13 protein-coding genes and 32 tRNA genes are annotated in these 17,912 nt (G+C 59.2%); 42 read left to right on the top strand and 3 right to left on the bottom strand.

The window, feature by feature from the left end:
* Positions 1 to 101 precede the first annotated feature (101 nt).
* On the bottom strand, positions 102 to 878 hold the full coding sequence (locus WG898_RS18420; RefSeq protein WP_339604269.1) for a hypothetical protein: 777 nt from the start codon (positions 876 to 878) through the stop codon (positions 102 to 104).
* Positions 879 to 1,035: 157 nt separating this feature from the next.
* The gene (locus tag WG898_RS18425) at positions 1,036 to 1,521 is read right to left on the bottom strand and encodes a hypothetical protein (protein ID WP_339604270.1); all 486 of its coding nucleotides are present in this window, start codon (positions 1,519 to 1,521) and stop codon (positions 1,036 to 1,038) included.
* 104 nt (positions 1,522 to 1,625) lie between these two features.
* Between WG898_RS18425 and WG898_RS18430 the strand changes: the two genes are divergently transcribed.
* The 41 genes from WG898_RS18430 (at position 1,626) to WG898_RS18630 (ending at position 13,720) form a co-directional block, all read left to right on the top strand.
* Entirely contained in the window at positions 1,626 to 2,207 is a 582-nt protein-coding gene (locus WG898_RS18430; protein WP_339604271.1) for a hypothetical protein, read from the top strand.
* A 22-nt stretch (positions 2,208 to 2,229) separates the two neighbouring features.
* The gene (locus tag WG898_RS18435) at positions 2,230 to 3,564 is read left to right on the top strand and encodes a prepilin-type N-terminal cleavage/methylation domain-containing protein (protein ID WP_339604272.1); all 1,335 of its coding nucleotides are present in this window, start codon (positions 2,230 to 2,232) and stop codon (positions 3,562 to 3,564) included.
* Between the two features lie 15 nt (positions 3,565 to 3,579).
* Positions 3,580 to 4,137: an HD domain-containing protein gene (locus tag WG898_RS18440; RefSeq protein ID WP_339604273.1), complete on the top strand. Its 558-nt coding sequence runs from the start codon at positions 3,580 to 3,582 to the stop codon at positions 4,135 to 4,137.
* A gap of 329 nt (positions 4,138 to 4,466) precedes the next feature.
* Complete coding sequence (locus WG898_RS18445; RefSeq protein ID WP_339604274.1) at positions 4,467 to 4,796, top strand: hypothetical protein; 330 nt, start codon at positions 4,467 to 4,469, stop codon at positions 4,794 to 4,796.
* An 81-nt stretch (positions 4,797 to 4,877) separates the two neighbouring features.
* Complete coding sequence (locus tag WG898_RS18450) at positions 4,878 to 5,807, top strand: RNA-guided endonuclease InsQ/TnpB family protein (RefSeq protein ID WP_339604275.1); 930 nt, start codon at positions 4,878 to 4,880, stop codon at positions 5,805 to 5,807.
* Positions 5,808 to 6,487: 680 nt separating this feature from the next.
* Positions 6,488 to 6,561: transfer RNA gene (locus tag WG898_RS18455), tRNA-Gly, on the top strand.
* A 144-nt stretch (positions 6,562 to 6,705) separates the two neighbouring features.
* A tRNA-OTHER gene (locus WG898_RS18460) sits at positions 6,706 to 6,781 on the top strand.
* A gap of 27 nt (positions 6,782 to 6,808) precedes the next feature.
* Positions 6,809 to 6,973 carry a hypothetical protein gene (locus tag WG898_RS18465; RefSeq protein ID WP_339604276.1) on the top strand — a complete coding sequence of 55 codons (165 nt, stop codon included), beginning with the start codon at positions 6,809 to 6,811 and terminating at the stop codon, positions 6,971 to 6,973.
* A gap of 5 nt (positions 6,974 to 6,978) precedes the next feature.
* A tRNA-Ser gene (locus tag WG898_RS18470) sits at positions 6,979 to 7,067 on the top strand.
* A gap of 418 nt (positions 7,068 to 7,485) precedes the next feature.
* Positions 7,486 to 7,561 (top strand) — tRNA-Asp (locus WG898_RS18475).
* Positions 7,562 to 7,567: 6 nt separating this feature from the next.
* Positions 7,568 to 7,655, top strand: a tRNA-Tyr gene (locus tag WG898_RS18480).
* 179 nt (positions 7,656 to 7,834) lie between these two features.
* A tRNA-Ile gene (locus WG898_RS18485) sits at positions 7,835 to 7,909 on the top strand.
* 49 nt (positions 7,910 to 7,958) lie between these two features.
* Positions 7,959 to 8,034: transfer RNA gene (locus WG898_RS18490), tRNA-Lys, on the top strand.
* 50 nt (positions 8,035 to 8,084) lie between these two features.
* Positions 8,085 to 8,162, top strand: a tRNA-Arg gene (locus tag WG898_RS18495).
* Positions 8,163 to 8,171: 9 nt separating this feature from the next.
* Positions 8,172 to 8,249, top strand: a tRNA-Gln gene (locus WG898_RS18500).
* Between the two features lie 8 nt (positions 8,250 to 8,257).
* Positions 8,258 to 8,334 (top strand) — tRNA-Asn (locus tag WG898_RS18505).
* Positions 8,335 to 8,343: 9 nt separating this feature from the next.
* Positions 8,344 to 8,420 (top strand) — tRNA-Glu (locus tag WG898_RS18510).
* Between the two features lie 15 nt (positions 8,421 to 8,435).
* Positions 8,436 to 8,511 (top strand) — tRNA-Gly (locus WG898_RS18515).
* Between the two features lie 8 nt (positions 8,512 to 8,519).
* Positions 8,520 to 8,595, top strand: a tRNA-Trp gene (locus tag WG898_RS18520).
* An 8-nt stretch (positions 8,596 to 8,603) separates the two neighbouring features.
* A tRNA-Ile gene (locus WG898_RS18525) sits at positions 8,604 to 8,679 on the top strand.
* A 19-nt stretch (positions 8,680 to 8,698) separates the two neighbouring features.
* Positions 8,699 to 8,772: transfer RNA gene (locus tag WG898_RS18530), tRNA-His, on the top strand.
* A gap of 24 nt (positions 8,773 to 8,796) precedes the next feature.
* Positions 8,797 to 8,874, top strand: a tRNA-Thr gene (locus tag WG898_RS18535).
* A 4-nt stretch (positions 8,875 to 8,878) separates the two neighbouring features.
* A tRNA-Met gene (locus WG898_RS18540) sits at positions 8,879 to 8,954 on the top strand.
* 8 nt (positions 8,955 to 8,962) lie between these two features.
* Positions 8,963 to 9,050: transfer RNA gene (locus tag WG898_RS18545), tRNA-Cys, on the top strand.
* A 9-nt stretch (positions 9,051 to 9,059) separates the two neighbouring features.
* Positions 9,060 to 9,146: transfer RNA gene (locus WG898_RS18550), tRNA-Leu, on the top strand.
* 1,043 nt (positions 9,147 to 10,189) lie between these two features.
* A tRNA-Lys gene (locus WG898_RS18555) sits at positions 10,190 to 10,265 on the top strand.
* Positions 10,266 to 10,271: 6 nt separating this feature from the next.
* Positions 10,272 to 10,358, top strand: a tRNA-Leu gene (locus WG898_RS18560).
* An 87-nt stretch (positions 10,359 to 10,445) separates the two neighbouring features.
* A tRNA-Leu gene (locus tag WG898_RS18565) sits at positions 10,446 to 10,531 on the top strand.
* 57 nt (positions 10,532 to 10,588) lie between these two features.
* Positions 10,589 to 10,681: transfer RNA gene (locus WG898_RS18570), tRNA-Ser, on the top strand.
* Between the two features lie 16 nt (positions 10,682 to 10,697).
* Positions 10,698 to 10,774: transfer RNA gene (locus tag WG898_RS18575), tRNA-Pro, on the top strand.
* A 7-nt stretch (positions 10,775 to 10,781) separates the two neighbouring features.
* A tRNA-Val gene (locus WG898_RS18580) sits at positions 10,782 to 10,857 on the top strand.
* Between the two features lie 107 nt (positions 10,858 to 10,964).
* Positions 10,965 to 11,041 (top strand) — tRNA-Arg (locus WG898_RS18585).
* Between the two features lie 8 nt (positions 11,042 to 11,049).
* A tRNA-Arg gene (locus WG898_RS18590) sits at positions 11,050 to 11,126 on the top strand.
* A gap of 115 nt (positions 11,127 to 11,241) precedes the next feature.
* Positions 11,242 to 11,318, top strand: a tRNA-Thr gene (locus WG898_RS18595).
* 28 nt (positions 11,319 to 11,346) lie between these two features.
* A tRNA-Pro gene (locus WG898_RS18600) sits at positions 11,347 to 11,422 on the top strand.
* A 16-nt stretch (positions 11,423 to 11,438) separates the two neighbouring features.
* Entirely contained in the window at positions 11,439 to 11,669 is a 231-nt protein-coding gene (locus tag WG898_RS18605) for a hypothetical protein (protein ID WP_339604277.1), read from the top strand.
* Between the two features lie 37 nt (positions 11,670 to 11,706).
* A tRNA-Ser gene (locus WG898_RS18610) sits at positions 11,707 to 11,797 on the top strand.
* 29 nt (positions 11,798 to 11,826) lie between these two features.
* Positions 11,827 to 12,855: an RNA ligase family protein gene (locus WG898_RS18615; RefSeq protein ID WP_339604278.1), complete on the top strand. Its 1,029-nt coding sequence runs from the start codon at positions 11,827 to 11,829 to the stop codon at positions 12,853 to 12,855.
* Between the two features lie 22 nt (positions 12,856 to 12,877).
* Positions 12,878 to 12,966, top strand: a tRNA-Ser gene (locus WG898_RS18620).
* Positions 12,967 to 12,973: 7 nt separating this feature from the next.
* Positions 12,974 to 13,055, top strand: a tRNA-Arg gene (locus tag WG898_RS18625).
* Positions 13,056 to 13,150: 95 nt separating this feature from the next.
* Positions 13,151 to 13,720, top strand: a complete 570-nt coding sequence (locus WG898_RS18630) for an HNH endonuclease (protein WP_339604279.1) — start codon at positions 13,151 to 13,153, stop codon at positions 13,718 to 13,720.
* A 70-nt stretch (positions 13,721 to 13,790) separates the two neighbouring features.
* Here WG898_RS18630 and WG898_RS18635 read toward each other — a convergent pair whose 3' ends face one another.
* Entirely contained in the window at positions 13,791 to 15,356 is a 1,566-nt protein-coding gene (locus WG898_RS18635; protein WP_339604280.1) for a replication initiation protein, read from the bottom strand.
* Between the two features lie 1,281 nt (positions 15,357 to 16,637).
* Here WG898_RS18635 and WG898_RS18640 point away from each other — a divergent pair.
* On the top strand, positions 16,638 to 17,912 hold the full coding sequence (locus WG898_RS18640) for a ParA family protein (protein ID WP_339604281.1): 1,275 nt from the start codon (positions 16,638 to 16,640) through the stop codon (positions 17,910 to 17,912).

Raw genomic sequence — 17,912 nt, forward strand, 5'->3', positions numbered from 1 at the left:
CGGCCTCGACCACCCTGGCGTGCTTGTGACGGCTGTGGGCGCCGGCCTGGACTCGATAACTGACGCGGCCTGTATGGCCTGCAAGATTGCAACGTCCATCATCACCGGGGCCTGGGCGAAGCGCTGCGACGTTGAGATGGCGCGGCGCTCGACACTGTCGCAGGCGCGAAAACATCCTTGGCCGTCTCGATGACCGCGAGGAACGCCTGACCAAACTGTTCATTGACCGGCATGAGAAGGGTTGCAATGGGGGTCTCCCCCATCTGGTGCCAGCTGGCATCGCAAGCGGGGTCTGACAGTTTGTCGAGCCGGTGAATCTCGTCGAGTGAAACGGCTCGCCAAGTCGCAGCATAGAGCTTGGCTGCTGAATGAATTAATGACTGTGTGAGCATCAGCTTCGAGGCTTTAGACGCCTGGGCAGGCGACAAAGAATCTGCCGCATCCATTGCAGCCTTGACTACGACCTTTCCCGCCTCACGAATGCACTCATTCGGGGTGTGGGCGAAGTCAAACTCCAGAATCTCAACCGAGACCTGAGAGATTGCCGCAGCTGCCGTCAAACGAAGCGCCACCATCGAATCCATGTCGGCTGGGTATGCCGGCTCAACCATCTTGATGACCGCTCTTGAGCGAGCGACCTCGACCAGAGTTGTCACGCCAGTCTTCGCAACAACTTCAAGCTCAACGGTTCTCTGGAAGTTCTTCTGCGAACGTAGCGCTGCATCTGACAACACAAGGCACGCGGCCTCAAGCATCATCGGCATCACTGATTCAACACGAGCCTCATCTTCGACATCAAAGCCAATGCTGCTGAGGACATCCAAAGCCATCGACTGCGCGACAGCAACCGCACGTGTCGAGTCGATGCCGGTCAGCATGGTGGCCGCACCAAGAGATGACGCCCGCTTGATTCCGTTGCACGCCTTACGCACGTCGACCGCTGCCTCAGACACACCAGAAAGGATACTCAGTCGACGAGGCGATGCGCCTGCCGCTTGCGACGAGTTGCTATTACCAGGGGATGTCATGTCCACCTCAGCCTTGGAGCTTCATGGAGTTGGCCGCGGTTTCGACGCTCTTGTGCGCAACGCCCATGGATGCACAAAACTGAGACACGAGACCGCGGAGCTCAACCGCGCCAGGGTGCTTTTCGGAGCGCGGAAGATGCTGTCGAGCATCTTCCGCAGCCTCCAGAAGGAAGCACATTAGCTCAGAGCCAGAGCGCTGCACACGATCCAGGCTTACCGAGCGAAGCAGCAGTGCCTCATCGTCTTCAAAGAATTCAAGACCAATGCCGGAATCCTTGACTGCGAAGCGGTAGAGGTTGTCTGCGTGCCAGGCCAGAACAGGCAAAAGGCTCGTTGGCGACCCGACTTCACCGTCGGCAACTGGGGAGTCGTCGAGCGTGAAGACCGGAAAGCCTCCGCACCTCTCCCTCGCCCGCTTTGCCCAGGCTGCAAGGAAGCCTTCGGCCATCACCGTGTTTGAGTCGCCGGCTGATGCTGAGGTTCGTTTATGCATGGTTTCGTGCCTGTCGAAGCGCCTTGTCAGAATGACTGTTGTTGTGTATAGTGTATCACATATGCGTGTCGCATTCAAGTCGACCGCCGTGACCAACCAGAGATATGCATCAGACAGCCATGACCCCACAAAATGGAGTAGTTGCCCATATGCGCCGTAGTGCACATGGCGGCAGAGCCTCATCTCAAGGTCAATTTGGAGACAGAGAATCCTGCGCTGCTCGAGATTTCGTGCGATGGTTTGGTGAGCAGCATGGCGCTGGAAACATCGCGATGCCGTTTGACCGCATGCTTAGCGTTCAGCCTTCATTGAGCGCCGACTTCTGTGTCGGGCTGCATGACATGCGTTACTTCGCAGGCATTCCAAAGTCCTGCAAGGACTGGTTCTCGGCCCTTCCTTGGGCCTGCGTCTCAATCGACCCCTTGACCGGCCGTTTGGCTTTCATTTGCCGAGAGGTCGACGCTCCGGGGCTCCATGTCCCTGCCTTTGCTCTTTCGTTTGACGTCAGCCCTGCTGGCTATACAGACGCCCTGACCAATTATCACTTCATCGACGTTCGTTCGATTGAGCCCATTCCGGGCTCCGCATCGCTTCGAATCAGTCGCGAGGTCGTACTTACCCCCGCGATCCGTGTGGAAGAGCCGTTGAAGCTTCTCTCGGATCTTGCCGCGGATTCCTTGCAGTGAAGTGCGAGAACAGGAAGCTCCAATGAACCGTTCCATCAAGAGCCGAATCTACGGCTTCACACTGGTTGAGTTGATGGTCGTCCTGGCCATCTCGGGAATGATCGCTGTGTATGTGGCTCAGCGGGCTCGTGAGGCCGCTGAGGATCGATTGACCGCCAGCTCCGCCGACAATGCGATCATGCTCGGCAAGGCCCTCGCAATCCACATGTCCAACAACACGGCAGTCTTGGCTGGCGCGGCGGCTACGCTGCCGACTGTCGCCGATCTTCAGTTGCCGAACTCGTGCGGGCCTGGCGCATCATGCTTGGCCAGCACTTTCCAGCCATCATCCTGGATGGGGGGCTGGACAATGAAGATCACACGCATTGGCGCCGGTTCGCCGTATCAATTTGAAGCCCTCGCGTGCACCAATAATCCCTGGACTGTGAATGGCACCACACGCATCGACTTGGTTGGCAGCACGGTGAAAAAAATTGGCGGGCTGGGTGGCATGACATATGACGCCACGGGTGCTGTCGGAAATGGCGGTTCTTGGGCTGGTTCTGTTGCCGCTTACCCATTTGCAAACGTTGCAGGCAAGCTCTGTTACTTTGTGTCCCAGTCCTTGACGGCTTTGGACAGCTTGTACCTTCGTACGGATGGCACGAACAAGATGAATGCCGCGCTTCAGATGAACGGAAACGACATTCAAAGCGCCAAAGACATCACTGCCACCGGTATTGTTGACGCCAACGCTATGAAGTCTGCAACGTCAGTAGATGCTGCAACAATGACTGCAACGGGACTAGTCAAAGGAGCAACGCTCACTTCAGATGGCGATATCAACGTTGGCGCGGGATCGAGCATCAAGAGCACTGGTGCAATGAGCATCCAGGCAGGCGGCAATCTAATCTTGCAGCCTCAAGACAACGGGGCAGGAAGTAAGACCGTTGTCGGTGGAAGTGGCGGATCAGGCTCGCTCGAGGCGATAACGATCACCGCAACTGACAAAATGACGGCGACGAACGATGTCGAGATTACATCACTGACAAGTCGCCCGTCTGCACCCACTACGGTATCAGTGAAGTCCTTGCTTCCATCACTTGTTGAGGTGAACTCCCACACTTTGACGGCCGACGGCCAGTCAATTCCTGCGGCAGTCTGCCCTGCAGGTAGTTCCGGATCTCGTGTTTTCATAATTCCGCAGCAGGCCCGCGGCACCGTCACCGGCACCGCGCTTTGGGGATCGACGATGTATGCATCCGGCCCTCTGGGTGGCCCCTGGACCCTGTATGCCAAGGATGCGAACGGCGCGAGCATGACGGTCAGCGGTGGTGCACCGTTTCTCGCCCTGGCTCGGGTTTTCTGCGCATTCTGATTTGGCTCTACGCTTATGAGTTCGCTGCAGCATCCACTGGTTGTTGCGGCCGACCGTCTCGCCGAGGCTGCGCATCGGCGTGTCAACCAGTTGCAGCCCTACACGGGGCTGCCCTACATCGCCCATCCTCGCGAAGTTGCAGCTCTGGTTGCGCAGTTCATTGCCACCCCGGAAGTGATCGCCGGCGCGCTTGTGCACGACTGCATTGCCGACACCGACGAGACGGAAGCATCAATTACAGGCGCCCTCGGCAATGAGGTTGCGCACTACGCCACTGAGCTCACCGAACAGTATGAGCACGGGTGGACTCGATCCCGCAAGGCAACGTCCGAAGCGGCCAGGCTCAGCTCGATCAGCCGCAACGGCAAGAGCATCAAGTGCGCCGATGTCACCGTCAATGTGCGGTCCATTGTTGAGAGGAGCCCGGGCTTCGCACGCGTATACGTGCCCGAGAAGCGGCTGATCCTCCCTTCTCTCCTGGGGGCGCACCCAGAGCTCTATCGACTTGCTGCTGAGGCGGTGGAGTCGGCCGAGCGCAAGTTGGCCCAGCTGCCAAAGAAGCCTAGGCCCTGATCCTGCACGCGCGCGCATTGGCGAACGTCATCGGGCGCCACCTTGATACGACTGGCGTCAGCGATTCGCAACAAATCGGACTCAAGACCTTGTTCGCGAGTTCGGTCGAATTGCTTTCGCGGCCACCCTAAGTGCATGATTTGCCTGATGACCGCGTAGGGTCAGGCTTCATCAACCTGCGCCTGGAGACTCCTTCCAAGCGCTTCGGCCGCATGCGGCCTGGAGGCGAAGCTGCAGATCTTGGTGGGAGAGGAATGGCGCCGCGCCTGGCGCCCTGCCAGGCGTGCACTTGCGTGAATCCTGCAATGTGATATCTCGAATACGTGACCTTGGAAGCCCTGCCCTCTCTCGATGACTCCGGCGATGCGCCTCGGCGCAAGCGCGAGCCGCGCTCGCGTGTCGGCGCCTCGGTTCGTGTGCTGCGGCTTCGGGTGAAGGACAAGCACTGCGGGTTCTTCGGTCAATGCGCTCGCGAGGTGAACCAGGTCTTCAACTTCGTCAACGATCTGGGCCAGAAAGTTCTTGAGCGCGAAGGCCGGTGGATGTCCGGCTTCGACTACTGGCCCTACCTCAAGGGCGTCACCCGCGATGGCGCCTGTGGCGGAGCTGGTGCGGCGCTGATCCTGCCCGTACAGACGGTGCAGGAGGTCGCGGAATAACAAGCTCGGCGCCGGCGCCAGCACGGCAAGCGTCGTCTGGCCTGGCGCAAGAGCCGCGGCGCCAGGCGCTCGCTCGGCTGGGTGCCCTTCAAGGTGAAGACGCTGGAGCTGCGTCAAGGCCAGGTCCGCTTCGCGGGTCACTGGATCTCGCTGTTCGACAGCTACGGCCTGAAGGGACTGGCGCCCGGGTCGCTGGAGCTCCGAGCCGGATCGTTTTCCGAGGACGCGCGCGGCCGCTGGTACCTGAATGTCTCCATCGAAGTGCCGAGCCATGAGTCGTATGTCGGTCCTCCGGCGCCACGCGCCGCTGGCTCTGTCGACGACATCGGCATCGATCTGGGCCTGAAGGATCTGGCCGCCTGCAGCGACGGCCGCAAAGAAGAGGCTCGGCGGTTCTACCGCGACCTGGAGCCGGCTCTGGCTGCGGCTCAGCGCGCCGGCAAGAAGGATCGCGTCAAGGCGATTCACGCCAAGATCGCGAACCGCCGCAAGGATGCCTTGCACAAGTTTTCCACCGCGCTGGTGAAGGATCATCAGCGCATCTTCGTTGGCAACGTGAACGCGTCCGCCCTGGCCAAAACGAGCATGGCGAAGTCCGTGCTCGACGCCGGGTGGTCGACGCTCAGAACCATGCTGCAGTACAAGTGCGATGACGCAGGCGTGTGGTTCGAGGAAGTCAACGAAGCCTATTCCACCCAGACGTGCAGCGCCTGTGGCGAGCGCACAGGCCCGAAGGGCCAGGCCGAGCTCCACATCCGGCGGTGGACTTGCCTGGCCTGCGGCGAGCAGCATGATCGCGACGTGAACGCGGCGCGCAACATCTTGCTCGCAGGACTGGCGGCCGTTGCCGCGCGGGCTGCACCTGGTGTGGCGGAACAACCCGCCCCGTGCCGGCCTGGTCGAAAGACGAAAGTCTCTAAGCCAGCCGAAGCACGGGTGTCGAATGAGGCCGGGCTCTGCCCGGCTGTGGCCGGGCATGGCCCTCTTGCAGAAGGAATCCCCCTCCAATGAGCAAAGCTCTTTGGTGGCGCGAGGATGTCAATTGTGGCGCACGCTCCGCCAGGCTCAAGGGCCAACCGAGTGGAAATTTAGCAACTGATAAAGATTTCTTGCTCAAGGTGTTGACAGCGTATTGAGTAGTCGCTACACTCTCGTCATTCGCTCAAAAGAGCGGGCAAATTTCAACCCAACAGAAACCGAAACGACATCATGAACGCGACCAGAATCACAGCACGGAAAGCAGCGCTTCAGCGCCGCGGCCTGGCCGTGGTCCGTGCGTTTGCGAACGTCTTTACGGGTTCACTGTTGTGGCCCGCCTCGCGAGAGTCGGATTGCCGCATGGCCAAGAGCAGCCCGAAATCCGGGATGCATTACGTGCGCCCCAATCAGATTTGCTCGCCCCGAGGTTTTCGGACATTGGTCCAGGTGTAGTTGGAGAACATCCACAGACGCCTACCAGCAGTCTAAGAAAACCCGGGGCATCGCAAGGACCCCGGGTTTTTTCATTTCCAAACCCCTTTTCGCCCTCCCTGGCGCCATTGAACGATGAAACAGGGATCGGATGCTGCGGACGCCGCGCCATCGACACGCTCTTTAAGAATTCGCTCGAAGTAGTTTCAAGGTGCCGCAGCTGTGCGGGATCGCACGTGGATGTTCCATGGGCGAATTCAGCTGGGTTGCGGCACCCATTTGCGGGCTTAGCCTAGTGGCCAGGCCGTGGCCTTCCAAGCCATTCAGGCGGGTTCGATTCCCGCAGCCCGCTCCATCCCTCAGTGCATCCTGGGTCGCAGCAAACGAGGAAGTTCCCCGTCCGTTTTGCATTGCGCTCGAGTGTCTTGAGGCATGGATAACTACTGTGTGTAGCATATTCATTATGCAATGGCCTAGCCAGGCCTTCCTTTATCAAAACGGGCCCAAAAGATTGGTGCGTGGTCGCGCCGCCTTGCAAGCGGTGAGAGGGGGTTGAACTCCCCCTGGGTCCACCAACGAAGCAACTAAGAAGGAGTGTCGACATGAAGCTGAAGCAAGCCCTGCCGGCACTCAAGCCGCGCAACATCTTTGCAGTCCTGGCCCGCCGGCGTCACGCTGGCCGGCACCGGGCGAAGCCGGCGAGCCGGCAGCGGCCTCGAGACGAGATCGAGGAATGGCTGCACAGCATTCGCTCGGCCGGCATGTGACTTTTGGAACGGTGGCAGAGAGGCTAAATGCGCTGCACTCGAAATGCAGAGTCGGGAAACCGGCACCGAGGTTCGAACCCTCGTCGTTCCGCCAGCTTGCACAACATTGGCCAGGCCAATAGGCATGCAAGATAAACGTGGGGATCTCCCCACCCAAGTCAGTTCATCGAGACCGCGACGTCGGGTTACCAAGCCGGCGGAGTGGGTTAGGCAGTGTGTGGCGTGCACAGCTGCCCCAGGCCTGGCGAGGCGCGTTGGTAGCGCGTAGTACCCAGACACCAGGGCGGCCAGCGGGGGTTCGAATCCCTCTCTATTCGCTCGATGAGCCCCAAACGTCACCTTGCTCCGTGGTGGTGACCCAAGAAGACGGAGAAGCCAGGCAGAGGCCTTGGATGCAGTCGGCGCTATAGCCGGCGCTACCCGGGACACCCGCCGAAGCACGCGACACGAGATCCGTGAAGAGATCGAGTGGTCGGACGCAACCCGATGACTGCCGTGAATAGCGCGGCCATGCCGAGTTAGCTCAGTCGGAAGAGCGGCGGATTGTCTATCCGATGGTCAGGGGTTCGAGCCCCCTACTTGGCGCCAATTCATGGAAGTGTGACCGAGAGGCTGAAGGTGCCTGGCTGTAACCCAGGTTCGAGAAATCGACGCAGTGGTTCGAATCCACTCGCTTCCACCATGTTCATTGGCGGGCGGCCGGCCGGTCGTCGGATTGGGGCTCATATCCCCAAGGTAAGCCTCGTTCGACACGAGGGCCCGCAACCATTTTTTGTATGCCTCGGTAGCTCAGTCGGTAGAGCGGCGCGTTGAAAGCGCGTGCGTCACAGGTTCGACACCTGTGCTTGGCACCACCTCTTTGGCCCGTTAGCTTAACGACAAAGCAGCGGCCTCATAAGCCGTCAGTCGCAGGGTAAGCACCTGCACGGGCTACCACTCAGGAGATCCTCATGAAACGAAAACGGAAGTCCCGAAAACACTCGATGGGGGCATAGCGCAGTTGGTAGCGCAACGGGCTTTTAACCCGCTGGTCGTCAGTTCGAGCCTGACTGCCCCCGCCAGTCCGCATTTCTTTCGAGAGCTGGCCATCTGGTCTGCTGCCGAAAGCGATGCCTCGTTAGCTCAGTTGGACTAGAGCGTCGGTCTACGAAACCGAAGGTCGCACGTTCGAATCGTGCACGAGGCTCCACGCATTTTTAGGGGGTTCGCCAAGCTGGTCTAAGGCACCTGATTTTGATTCAGGCATTCGCAGGTTCGACTCCTGCACCCTCTGCCAATTTCCATTCCCTGATAGCTCAGTCGGTAGTAGCGCTTGACTGTTAATCAAGAGGTCCCAGGTTCGAACCCTGGTCGGGGAGCCACTTCATCATGTTCTGTTCGTCTAGTTGGCCTAGGACACCACCCTTTCAAGGTGAGAACGCGGGTTCGAATCCCGTACAGAACTCCAGTTAGCACTTTTCTTGCGGACATAGCTCAGTTGGTAGAGCGCAACCTTGCCAAGGTTGAGGCCTCGAGTTCGACCCTCGATGTCCGCTCCAGTTTCCGTATCGCGGTAGTTCAGTTGGCAGAACGCTGGTCTCCAAAACCAGATGTCGAGGGTTCGAATCCTTCCCGCGGTGCCAGGTCTTGCGCGTGTGTAGCTCAGCGGTAGTAGCACCCTCTTGATAAGGGGGAGGTCAGTGGTTCGACACCACTCACACGCACCAAATTTTCGACTGCTTAGGTGTGGCCATAGCTCAATAGGCCAGAGCCCCGGGATGTGACCCCGAAGGTTGCGAGTTCGATCCTCGCTGGCCACCCCTAAGCAGTTGATCGCTCAACATGCCCACGTAGCGCAGCCCGGTAGCGCAACTCCCTTGTAAGGAGTGGGTCGTCAGTTCGAATCTTGACCGTGGGCACCAAGTTCGTGATGTAGCTCAGTTGGCAGAGTAAGCCCCTCATAAGGGATAGGTCGCTGGTTCGATCCCAGCCTTCACGACCAAGTTCAATATCTCGATGGCCGAGTGGTCCAAGGCGCCTGATTGCAATCCAGGTGGGCGAAAGCCCGACAACGGTTCGAATCCGTTTCGAGATTCCAGTTTGATATGCCCAGGTGGTGGAATTGGTAGACACGCTACCTTGAGGGGGTAGTGATCGAAAGGTCGTGCGAGTTCGAGTCTCGCCCTGGGCACCAGCATTGTTTGTTCTGCATCGACGAGCTCATTGAGAGTGAGTTGGTCGATGTTGAATCCGGGCCGCGTGTGGTCCGCAAGATAAGTCGTGGCAACACGATCAAAGAGAGGAGTCCTACCTCCCCTCTCGCCAGGTGCGCGAGCACCAGGTCAATCACGCAAGCTCACCGAGGCGCCACAAGCGTCGGGTCGTCTTCCCAAGGGGCGGTCCAAGTCGGGACGTGAGCGTCAGGCAAAGAACTGGGGTCTGCCCGCCGAAGTTGTGCTCGCACAGCCAAGGGAACGGAGGCACCGGAACAGGGAAACGCGTGGTGGCGTCCCGGCCTGGCACAACCAGCTCGCCATCGAATATCGGAAAGGGTAGCGCGCATAGTCTGAGCCTCGCAAGCGAGGGCGGCGCGCAGATCACGTGGGACGTGGGCTTCGCAAGAGGCACGCGGATCGCAAAGGTCGGCTGAGTAACCCGCGGGGTGAAAGGCAGGCGGTGTGTTGCATTCGGTGGCCCAAAAGGTCATCGAACGACTGGAGACGCACATCGCTGTAGGTTGCAAGTAGCTCAGTTGGTAGAGCATCGCCCTGTTAAGGCGACGGTCGCAGGTTCAATTCCTGTCTGTCTAAAAGCAAAGACGTCTCCGGCATTCATCGAAAGTGGCGTAAGCCTCGGCAGCGCAAGCTGAACTGAGGTTGCTGATGGCTCGCAAGGCCTGACGCGATTGATTCGAGTCCGCACGTAATGGCTAGCCCCATGAACGGCCCGCAAGGTCGGCGGTAGGACGAAAGTTGAGTCGATGGATGTGACGAGTGACAAGCCGCACTCTCAAAAAGGCCGCCATGTCGACGTACGGTGTCGCACCGCAAGGTGGGTGCCGTGGATGAGTTGGCAAGACACGACGCAATCGTGTCGTACTCCAGCGCAAGTGTCGATGAGCGACGGCGTAGTCTCAGCCGTAGCTGGAGCCTCGAGATCAGAGCGCAAGCCGCGATCTCGGGTGCTCTCGTGAGTTGCAGGTGCTGCACTTCACGAAAGCACCCTCCCCATCAATACGTGTTGCGAACTCGAGTGGCAGAGTACCGGACTCTTAATCCGGCATGTGCGGGTTCGAGCCCCGCGCGACACACCAAACATAGCCCAGCTGGTGAAATTCCGGTAGACACACCAGGTTCAGGGCCTGGCGCCGCAAGGCATGCGCGTTCGAGTCGCGCGCTGGGCACCACTCATCTCCGTCGATAGGCAATGCCGACGCGCCTTCTGGCGCGTCGCTTCGCGAAGCGGGCTGGCCAGCGATGGGTTTTCGATCAATCCGCTCGTGGCGAAATTGGCAGCACGCGAGTGCCTCAAAAGCACTTGTCGAAAGACGTACCAGTTCGAGTCTGGTCGAGCGGACCACTTCATTCACAGTTGACATCACGCCGCGTGCGTGATATCATATGCACCATTGCTTTCGGAAAGTTGGCCGAGTGGTTTAAGGCAGCGGGCTTGAAACCCGCCGAGGGGCTAGTACCCCCTCCCTGGGTTCGAATCCCAGATTTTCCACCAGTGTATAGGATATCGTCGGCGTATAGCGCAGTCTGGTAGCGCACCTGCTTTGGGAGCAGGGGGTCCAAGGTTCAAATCCTTGTATGCCGACCATCATTTTGGGAATCTAGCTCAGTTGGTAGAGCGGCTCCTTTACACGGAGCGGGTCACGGGTTCGATCCCTGTGGTTCCCACCACGACAGGCAAGGCCCCTCGGCCCGAGGGTCAGGTCTTAACAGAAGCGTCGGGCCCGGCGATGAGCAAGTCGGAAGCTCGACATTGACAAGCCGACAGCTTCACCAATGCGTCCTTAGCTCAGCTGGATAGAGCGCGCCCCTCCTAAGGGCGAGGCCAGTGATTCGATTTCACTAGGACGCACCACCCTCTTTGCGGCCGTAGCTCAACTGGATAGAGCGCAGCCCTCCGAAGGCTGAGGTTGTGGATTCGACCTCCGCCGGCCGCACCAGGACACCCACATGCACCGGATCCCGAAGGCGGGCTTCGATTGCGGCCCCCGCATCAGCCTCACCTTCCGCGGATACGTCGCCTAACTCGGGGGGCCTTGCGCCCTCCTCATCTCTGCCGTCGTAGCTCATTCTGGTAGAGCGCCGGATTCGTATTCCGGAGGTGGCTTGTTCGAAGCAGGCCGACGGCTCCATTTCATCGTCCCCCGCTTTGGGGTCCTTCTCCGCATGGCGCAGTTGGTAGCGCGCGAGCTCGGGGAGCTCGAGGCCACCCGTTCGATCCGGGTTGTGGAGACCACATCAAGGAGCTGCAGATGTCTCAAGCGATTCGCAAGGGCGGCCCAGCTGCCGGCCAACGCCGGCGTCCGGACTCCGTCGACCTGAAGAAGTTCAATCCGATCTCGCAATTCGCGCGCGCCGCAGTCGACGACCTGGTGCGCCGAGGCGCTCGCGTGATCTCTGTTCGACCAACCCTCGTAACCCTTCGTCGCGGCGAGCAAACCGCCCGCATCGACGACATGGGGCGAGTCAACTGGGCCCACTGACGGGCCCGCAGCCGGCGCACGCCGGCGACCAATTCATGGATCGGTGCCCGAGTGGTTAAAGGGGCTCGCCTGCTAAGCGAGAGTGGTCTCAAGACTGCACTAGGGTTCGAATCCCTATCGATCCGCCAAGTTCTTCAACGCAACTTCGGAGGGCATCATGTATGCGCCATTGCTCACGCGCGACGCCTTCCGAGAGGGCGTGTTCAAACGCGATAACCACCGCTGCGTCTTCTGCCATCGAGTAGCAGTCGACGCCCACCACATCATTGAGCGGCGCCTGTTCGCCGACGGGGGCTACTACCTGGACAACGGCGCTTCGGTCTGCGAAGAGCATCACCTGCTCTGCGAGATGACCACGATCAGCCTGGACCAGGTCCGCCAGGCCTGTGGCATTCGCCGCGTCATCGTTCCATCGCATCTCTATCCTGACCAGGCCTACGACAAGTGGGGCAATCCGGTGCTGGCCAATGGCCAGCGCACTCGCGGTGAGCTCTTCTTTGACGAGAGCGTCCAGAAGATCCTGGCGCGCGGCGGCGCCCTCGAGCTCTTCACCAATCGTGTGAAGTTTCCGAGGACCCATCACCTGCCCTGGTCAGAAGGAATGCATGACGACGACAGGCGGATCGACTCGCTCGAGCGCTTCATCGGCCGGCGCGTGATCGCAACGATCAAAATGGACGGCGAGAACACCAGTTTGTACAGCGACTACCTGCATGCTCGCAGCGTCGACGGCCGCCATCACGAATCTCGCAACTGGGTCAAGGGCTTCTGGGCTTCTATCAGCCAGGACATCCCTCCTGACTGGCGGATCTGTGGCGAGAACCTCTTCGCCGTCCACAGTATCGCCTATCAGGATCTGCAGAGCTTCTTCATGGGCTTCGGCGTCTGGAACGAGCGCAACGTGTGCCTTTCTTGGGACGACACGAAGCAGTGGTTCGAGCTGCTCGGCATCACGCCGGTCGAAGTGATCTTCGACGGACTCTTCGATGAGAACGCAATCCGCAAGCTCTACGACCCGAAGCGCGACTGGGCGACCAGTGAAGGCTTTGTCTTGCGCGTGGCTGATGCTTTCTCGTACGGTGACTACCGAACGCACGTCGCGAAGTTCGTCCGCAAGGGCCACATCCAGACCACGAAGCACTGGATGCATGGCCAACGTGTCGTCCGCAACGGCCTGGCCGCCTAGCGCGGCCGCGCCTCTTCTTCTTGGTGTGATCCCATAACTGGTATTGGCTTCGATTGGAAATCGAATGGCTGCTCACGCGGCTTTGGGGTTCGAGTCCCCATCACACCGCCATCTCAATGTGACGTTAGCTCAGTTGGATAGAGCGCCTGCCTTCTAAGCAGGAGGTCGGTTTTCGGGTTCAAGTCCCCCACGTTGCACCACTCCCCTGGCCAGCCTGCTTGAACGCGGCCGCTGGCCGCACCTTCTTTGCCACGCCGGCAGGCCTCGATGCCGGCACATCTCATAGGAGGGTCGGATGACCTCGATTCTTGAACTCGATGCCGCCGGCACTCCGAACCGGTGGATCTCTCCCAAGCAAGCTGCTCAGCACATCTTCAGCGGCAGCGTGGCCTGGTCGGTCGGTGAACCGCGCGTGACGCTGCGAGGCGGCATCAACGCGGCCACAGGGCGGCAGTCCCTGCTCGCTGTACCGCCCATCATTGCCGTCGACGGCGTGCCGTTTTCGAGCAAGAGCTTCCACACGCCGGCTGTGACGCGCGAGGCTCTCTTTGAGCGCGACCGGTGCCAGTGCGCGTACTGCGGCCAAGTCTTCAACTCCGAGGACCTGACCGCTGACCACATCCTTCCTGTGTCCCGCGGCGGTCCCTGGAGCTGGATGAACCTGGTGAGCGCCTGCGGTGGATCCGGTGGCTGCAACGGCCGCAAGGGCAACCGTCGACCTGAAGAGGCTGGGATGCCTCTTCTGTACCTGCCGTACGTCCCAAGCCGACATGAGCACCTGATCTTGTCCGGTCGCCGGATTTGCGCAGACCAGCACGCCTGGCTGATGTCAGGCGTTCCGGCCCACAGCCGGCTCTGGTCTTGACCCCTACTTCGAGCGAATCCTTAAAGAGCGGTCAAAGTGATGACCTGCAGGTCATCACATTAGCCCTCCCCTACTTCTTCCGCATTGCCCGCGAACGCTCGAAAGCCAGTAGCTCGCCGGCGCTGGGCATCCATCCGTCGCCGGCCTGCTCCTTCGCCAACCAGCTGAAGAACCTGCTGGAGATCAGTGGCGCCTTGATCCCAGACTTCTTGTACGTCGACTGCACAGATGGCGGCGCCGTATTCAGACTCTCGCGCTCGAAGCGCGCCTCGTAGTCCATCTTGACTTCAATGGGCACATCTGGGTACTTGGCCCTTGCTTCCGATATCAGATTGGCCTGGAAGTCCTTCAAGGTCTCTTCGAGCGCCTCATCGACTGACAGGGACGTGTTGGCCGGCTGGGCCATCGGCGGGAGCTTCTTGGCTGCCTCGGCGGCCTTGTGCAGTTCGGTGACGAAGTAGCCTTCAGGCTTCTTGATCGTGGCCTGGCTGCCGTCCGCCACTCGCTTCTTCACCTGCTCGGCCACTTCCAGGCAGAGCTCCGGGCTGTGCTCATCCGCGAGCTCAAGGGCGAATTTCTTTGTCAACCCTAGCTCGACCATGGCATCAAGCGCTTGACCCGTCATAGCGTCGTATGCGGGCTTTGCAGGGGGTTTGTAGTCCTCCCTGGTGATGATCCGGAACTGGAGGTCGTGAATCGTCCGGCTGCCACTCTTCCGGCCCGGCAAGGGCTCCACCCAGAATTCGTCCTGAACGGCGTTGAGCTCAGCCACGGCTTTCGAGATCACATCTCGGTTGAAGTACCTGAACTCACGGTACTTTTCATCGCTGCCGTCCTCAGCCGCCGCCTTGGACTTCTTCCCGCCGGTGCCTTTCCTTGTCATGCGGGCGGCTTCTTCTGACTCGCCAGTAAAGATTGGCACCCACTCGCGCCAGGGCCGCCTGATGGTCAACCCATTTGGGCTAGTCTTGTACCGGCTGGCCAACGAGAGCAACGCCAAGGTCGAATACCTGCTGATCTGCGTCGCCACCAGGAGCGACGACTCGTAATACTGCTTGTGCTCCCGGATTTGCCTCAGCAAGACGGCCGGCAGAGACCACTCCACACAATGTCGACCCGACACGTCGATCACGAACTCGACTGATCCCAGAAGCTGCGTGGACGACCAGGGCTTGATTTCACCCTTCCTGTCCCGTGCTGAGCTCGACCAGTCGACTAGGGTTCTCTGAAGCTCACGGATGCTGTCGCGCAGGTGATCGAGGTCGTTGCTGTCGTAAGCAGCGTCTCGTTTCAGCGTGTTCAGGGCGACGCGCCAGGTCACGCCTTCGTCAGTTGCTACGCCCTTCGCCTGCAGCGAGTACGAGATCATGAACATCCATAGCTTGCGGCTCAGCGCCGAAATCCGCCAGGTGACAGGCACCAGGGCGGCAAACTCAACGGGATGGCGAACAACCCTCAAGTCACCGTCGTGGCGCCGGAGGGCCTTGTCATCGACTTCGTGCGCCGTCTCGGACGCCGGCTTCTCAGCAATGATCTCTGAGGCTACTGAAGTTGGCTGGCCATCTGGAGACGAGTTTTCGCCATCGCTGAATAGCGACGGCTGTACTTCCTTGTCTCCGGTGTTCTTCTTGGCCACGCGATGGATCAATGTGATATGTGACGACTCAACCGTGTCACTTTACTCGATGTGACAAGCAGGTGTCGAATCTTGTGGGTTGGTATTTCTCCTGCAAGCGTTAGCGACAGTCCTGTCTTGACTGTTATTGCTATAAAACAGTCTGTTTGAAGCCCTTGAGTCAGTTTGAGAGGGGCAAAAGTCCAGACGTGACAGTCAGTTAGATTCGATCCGCGGATGATCTACAGGAGGCATGGTGAGGAGTTCCGGGACCATTGGTGATGAGTTTCGGGGTTTGGTACGTTTTTATCGGATGGGCTTCGGGTAACTCGGTGAGTGGATACGGGAGTGGCTTTTTTGCCCAATGTGATGATCTTCAGGAAGATGGCGTCCGACGCTCTATGACCTCAGGTGTGGTCCGCAGTCGCAATGCCTGGCGACCAAAGTGATGAGTTTCAGGAAGTCAGGTTACGGGTCAAAGTGATGAGTTTCAGGAGCTCGAGCAAGACGGGAATGGCAACCAAAGTGATGCGTTTTAGGAAGCTAGGCCACGGGTCAATGTGATGAGTTTCAGGTGCTCGTGCAAGACGAGACTGGCGACCAAAGTGATGAGTTTCAGGAAGTCAGTTACAGGCGATCCAGGGGTCAAAGTGATGAGTTTCAGGAAGCTGATCCGGCGGCGGGGCTAGGCCACCAGGCCAGAAATTGTCCCCATAGCCTTAGATGCATGGGGGTCAAAGTGATGAGTTTCAGGAGGCCCCGATCTGGCCAACGATGGCAAAGTGATGAGCTTCAGGAGGCTGGATCTGAATTCGTGCGCGCAGCTGGAATCGAGGCAAAAGAGGCCGCCTGGCGCCTCACTTTGACGTTTTCACATCGAATTCGATAGCTTCGCGATATCTTATATGCTGCGAAAGTGGATTTCTGCTCACCTGAGCGAGTCCGAAGACAGGGAAATGTGAGAACTTTCAGGACGGTCCAGTGCCCGTAGTTGCGGCCGGCCGCTGCCGCTCATGCCGCGGACTCGAGCCAAATCGGCGAAAGCGGATGAGTTTCAGGAGGCCGGTTGAGTGCGTCCGCACGTTCAGTATGCCAGCCCCTTCTGTCAGAAACCTATCCTTCAGCGAGAAGACTTCATTGTAAATCAAGCACTTACGAGCACATAGCGAGCTGCCCTGGGGCTCACCTGTCGTTAGATTGCAATTTCTTTTGCGTCGCCAGATTGCGTGATGGTAGCAAAATCGCAAATGTGGTGGAAAATCGCACCATTGACTGATATTTCCACCACATAAGGGAATCTACATGAGTGACGACGTTTCGACCCTGCCCGCAGTCGGTGGCAAGTTGGGAGTTGATAGGGTCTCAATCGGAGACCTAGGCGAGCTGAGCGATCACCTCGGGGTGATGATGGGCCGCCTTAAGACGGCGATCTACCGGCCGAACTCTCAGAAGCAGGCCCCGAAGTTCAATGCAGCCCAGCTGGCCGCCCTCTGCGGGAAGAGTGCGAACTCTATGCTGAGGATGCTGGAATCGGCTGAGAAGCGTGGGCTGGCAACTGGTCTCGTTACCGACGCGACCGGTCAAAAGACTGCTGCACACAGAAGCTTCACCGTGGAGCAGGCCATCGAGTGGGTCCGGGCAATTGGCAACAAGTGCTTCAAGCGCAAGCCTGGCCAGGCCGGCGCGGTCATTACGGTGGGCTTCTTTAAGGGTGGCGTCGGCAAGACGATCTTGGCCACCTCGCTCGCCCAGGGCCTGAGCCTGAAGGGGTACCGGGTTCTCGCCATCGACTTCGACCCGCAAGGTTCGATGTCAGCAATGCTTGGCGTAGACCCAGCTGAAGTCGACGTCAGCGAAACCTTCACGCCGATTGCCTTGCCGAAGGGAGTCGATGGGCACAGCGAAAACCTGGGCGACTCTGTTCGTCCAACCTATTGGAGCGGCGTTGACATCATTGCCGGCAACACCGCACTCTTCAATTGCGAGTTCTATCTGCCCATCAGATCAATGAATGCGCAAAAGGAAGGGAAACGCTTCAACTTCCTCGAGGTCCTCACGAAGGGCCTGCAGATGGGGCTGCGCGACGAGTACGACTACATCATCATCGACACGCCCCCTGCCCTCAGCTACACGACCATGAACGCCTACTGGGCGGCCGACGCCATCCTCATGCCGGTGGTTCCAGAAGGCCTTAGCCTGCAGAGCTCTGTTCAATTTTGGGATCAGTTCACTGAGCTGGCGCAAGAAGCAGCAAAGCAATCGCTTGAGCCTAAGGACTACTCCTGGCTCGGCATCGTTCCCAGCAAGGTCGAAGGGCACAAGCCTTCCGTCCAGGAAATGATGAAGTGGATCCGCCTCTTCTATGGCGAGTACGTCATGTCGAGTGAGATCCCGCAAACCGATGCAGTCAAAACCGGCGGCACCGAGTTCAAGTCGGTCTATGACATCTCGCGTGCCAGTGAGTACATGGGCAGCTCGCAGACCTACGCACGAGCGCGAGAAGCTTTTGATCGCATGGTGAATGAGGTCGATGCAATGACTCGTCGTTCGTACTGGCTTGAGCAGCAAGGAGAGTGA

Origin of the sequence: Paucibacter soli (genome assembly GCF_037482845.1) — a bacterium.
GTDB classification, from domain to species: domain Bacteria; phylum Pseudomonadota; class Gammaproteobacteria; order Burkholderiales; family Burkholderiaceae_C; genus Paucibacter_B; species Paucibacter_B soli.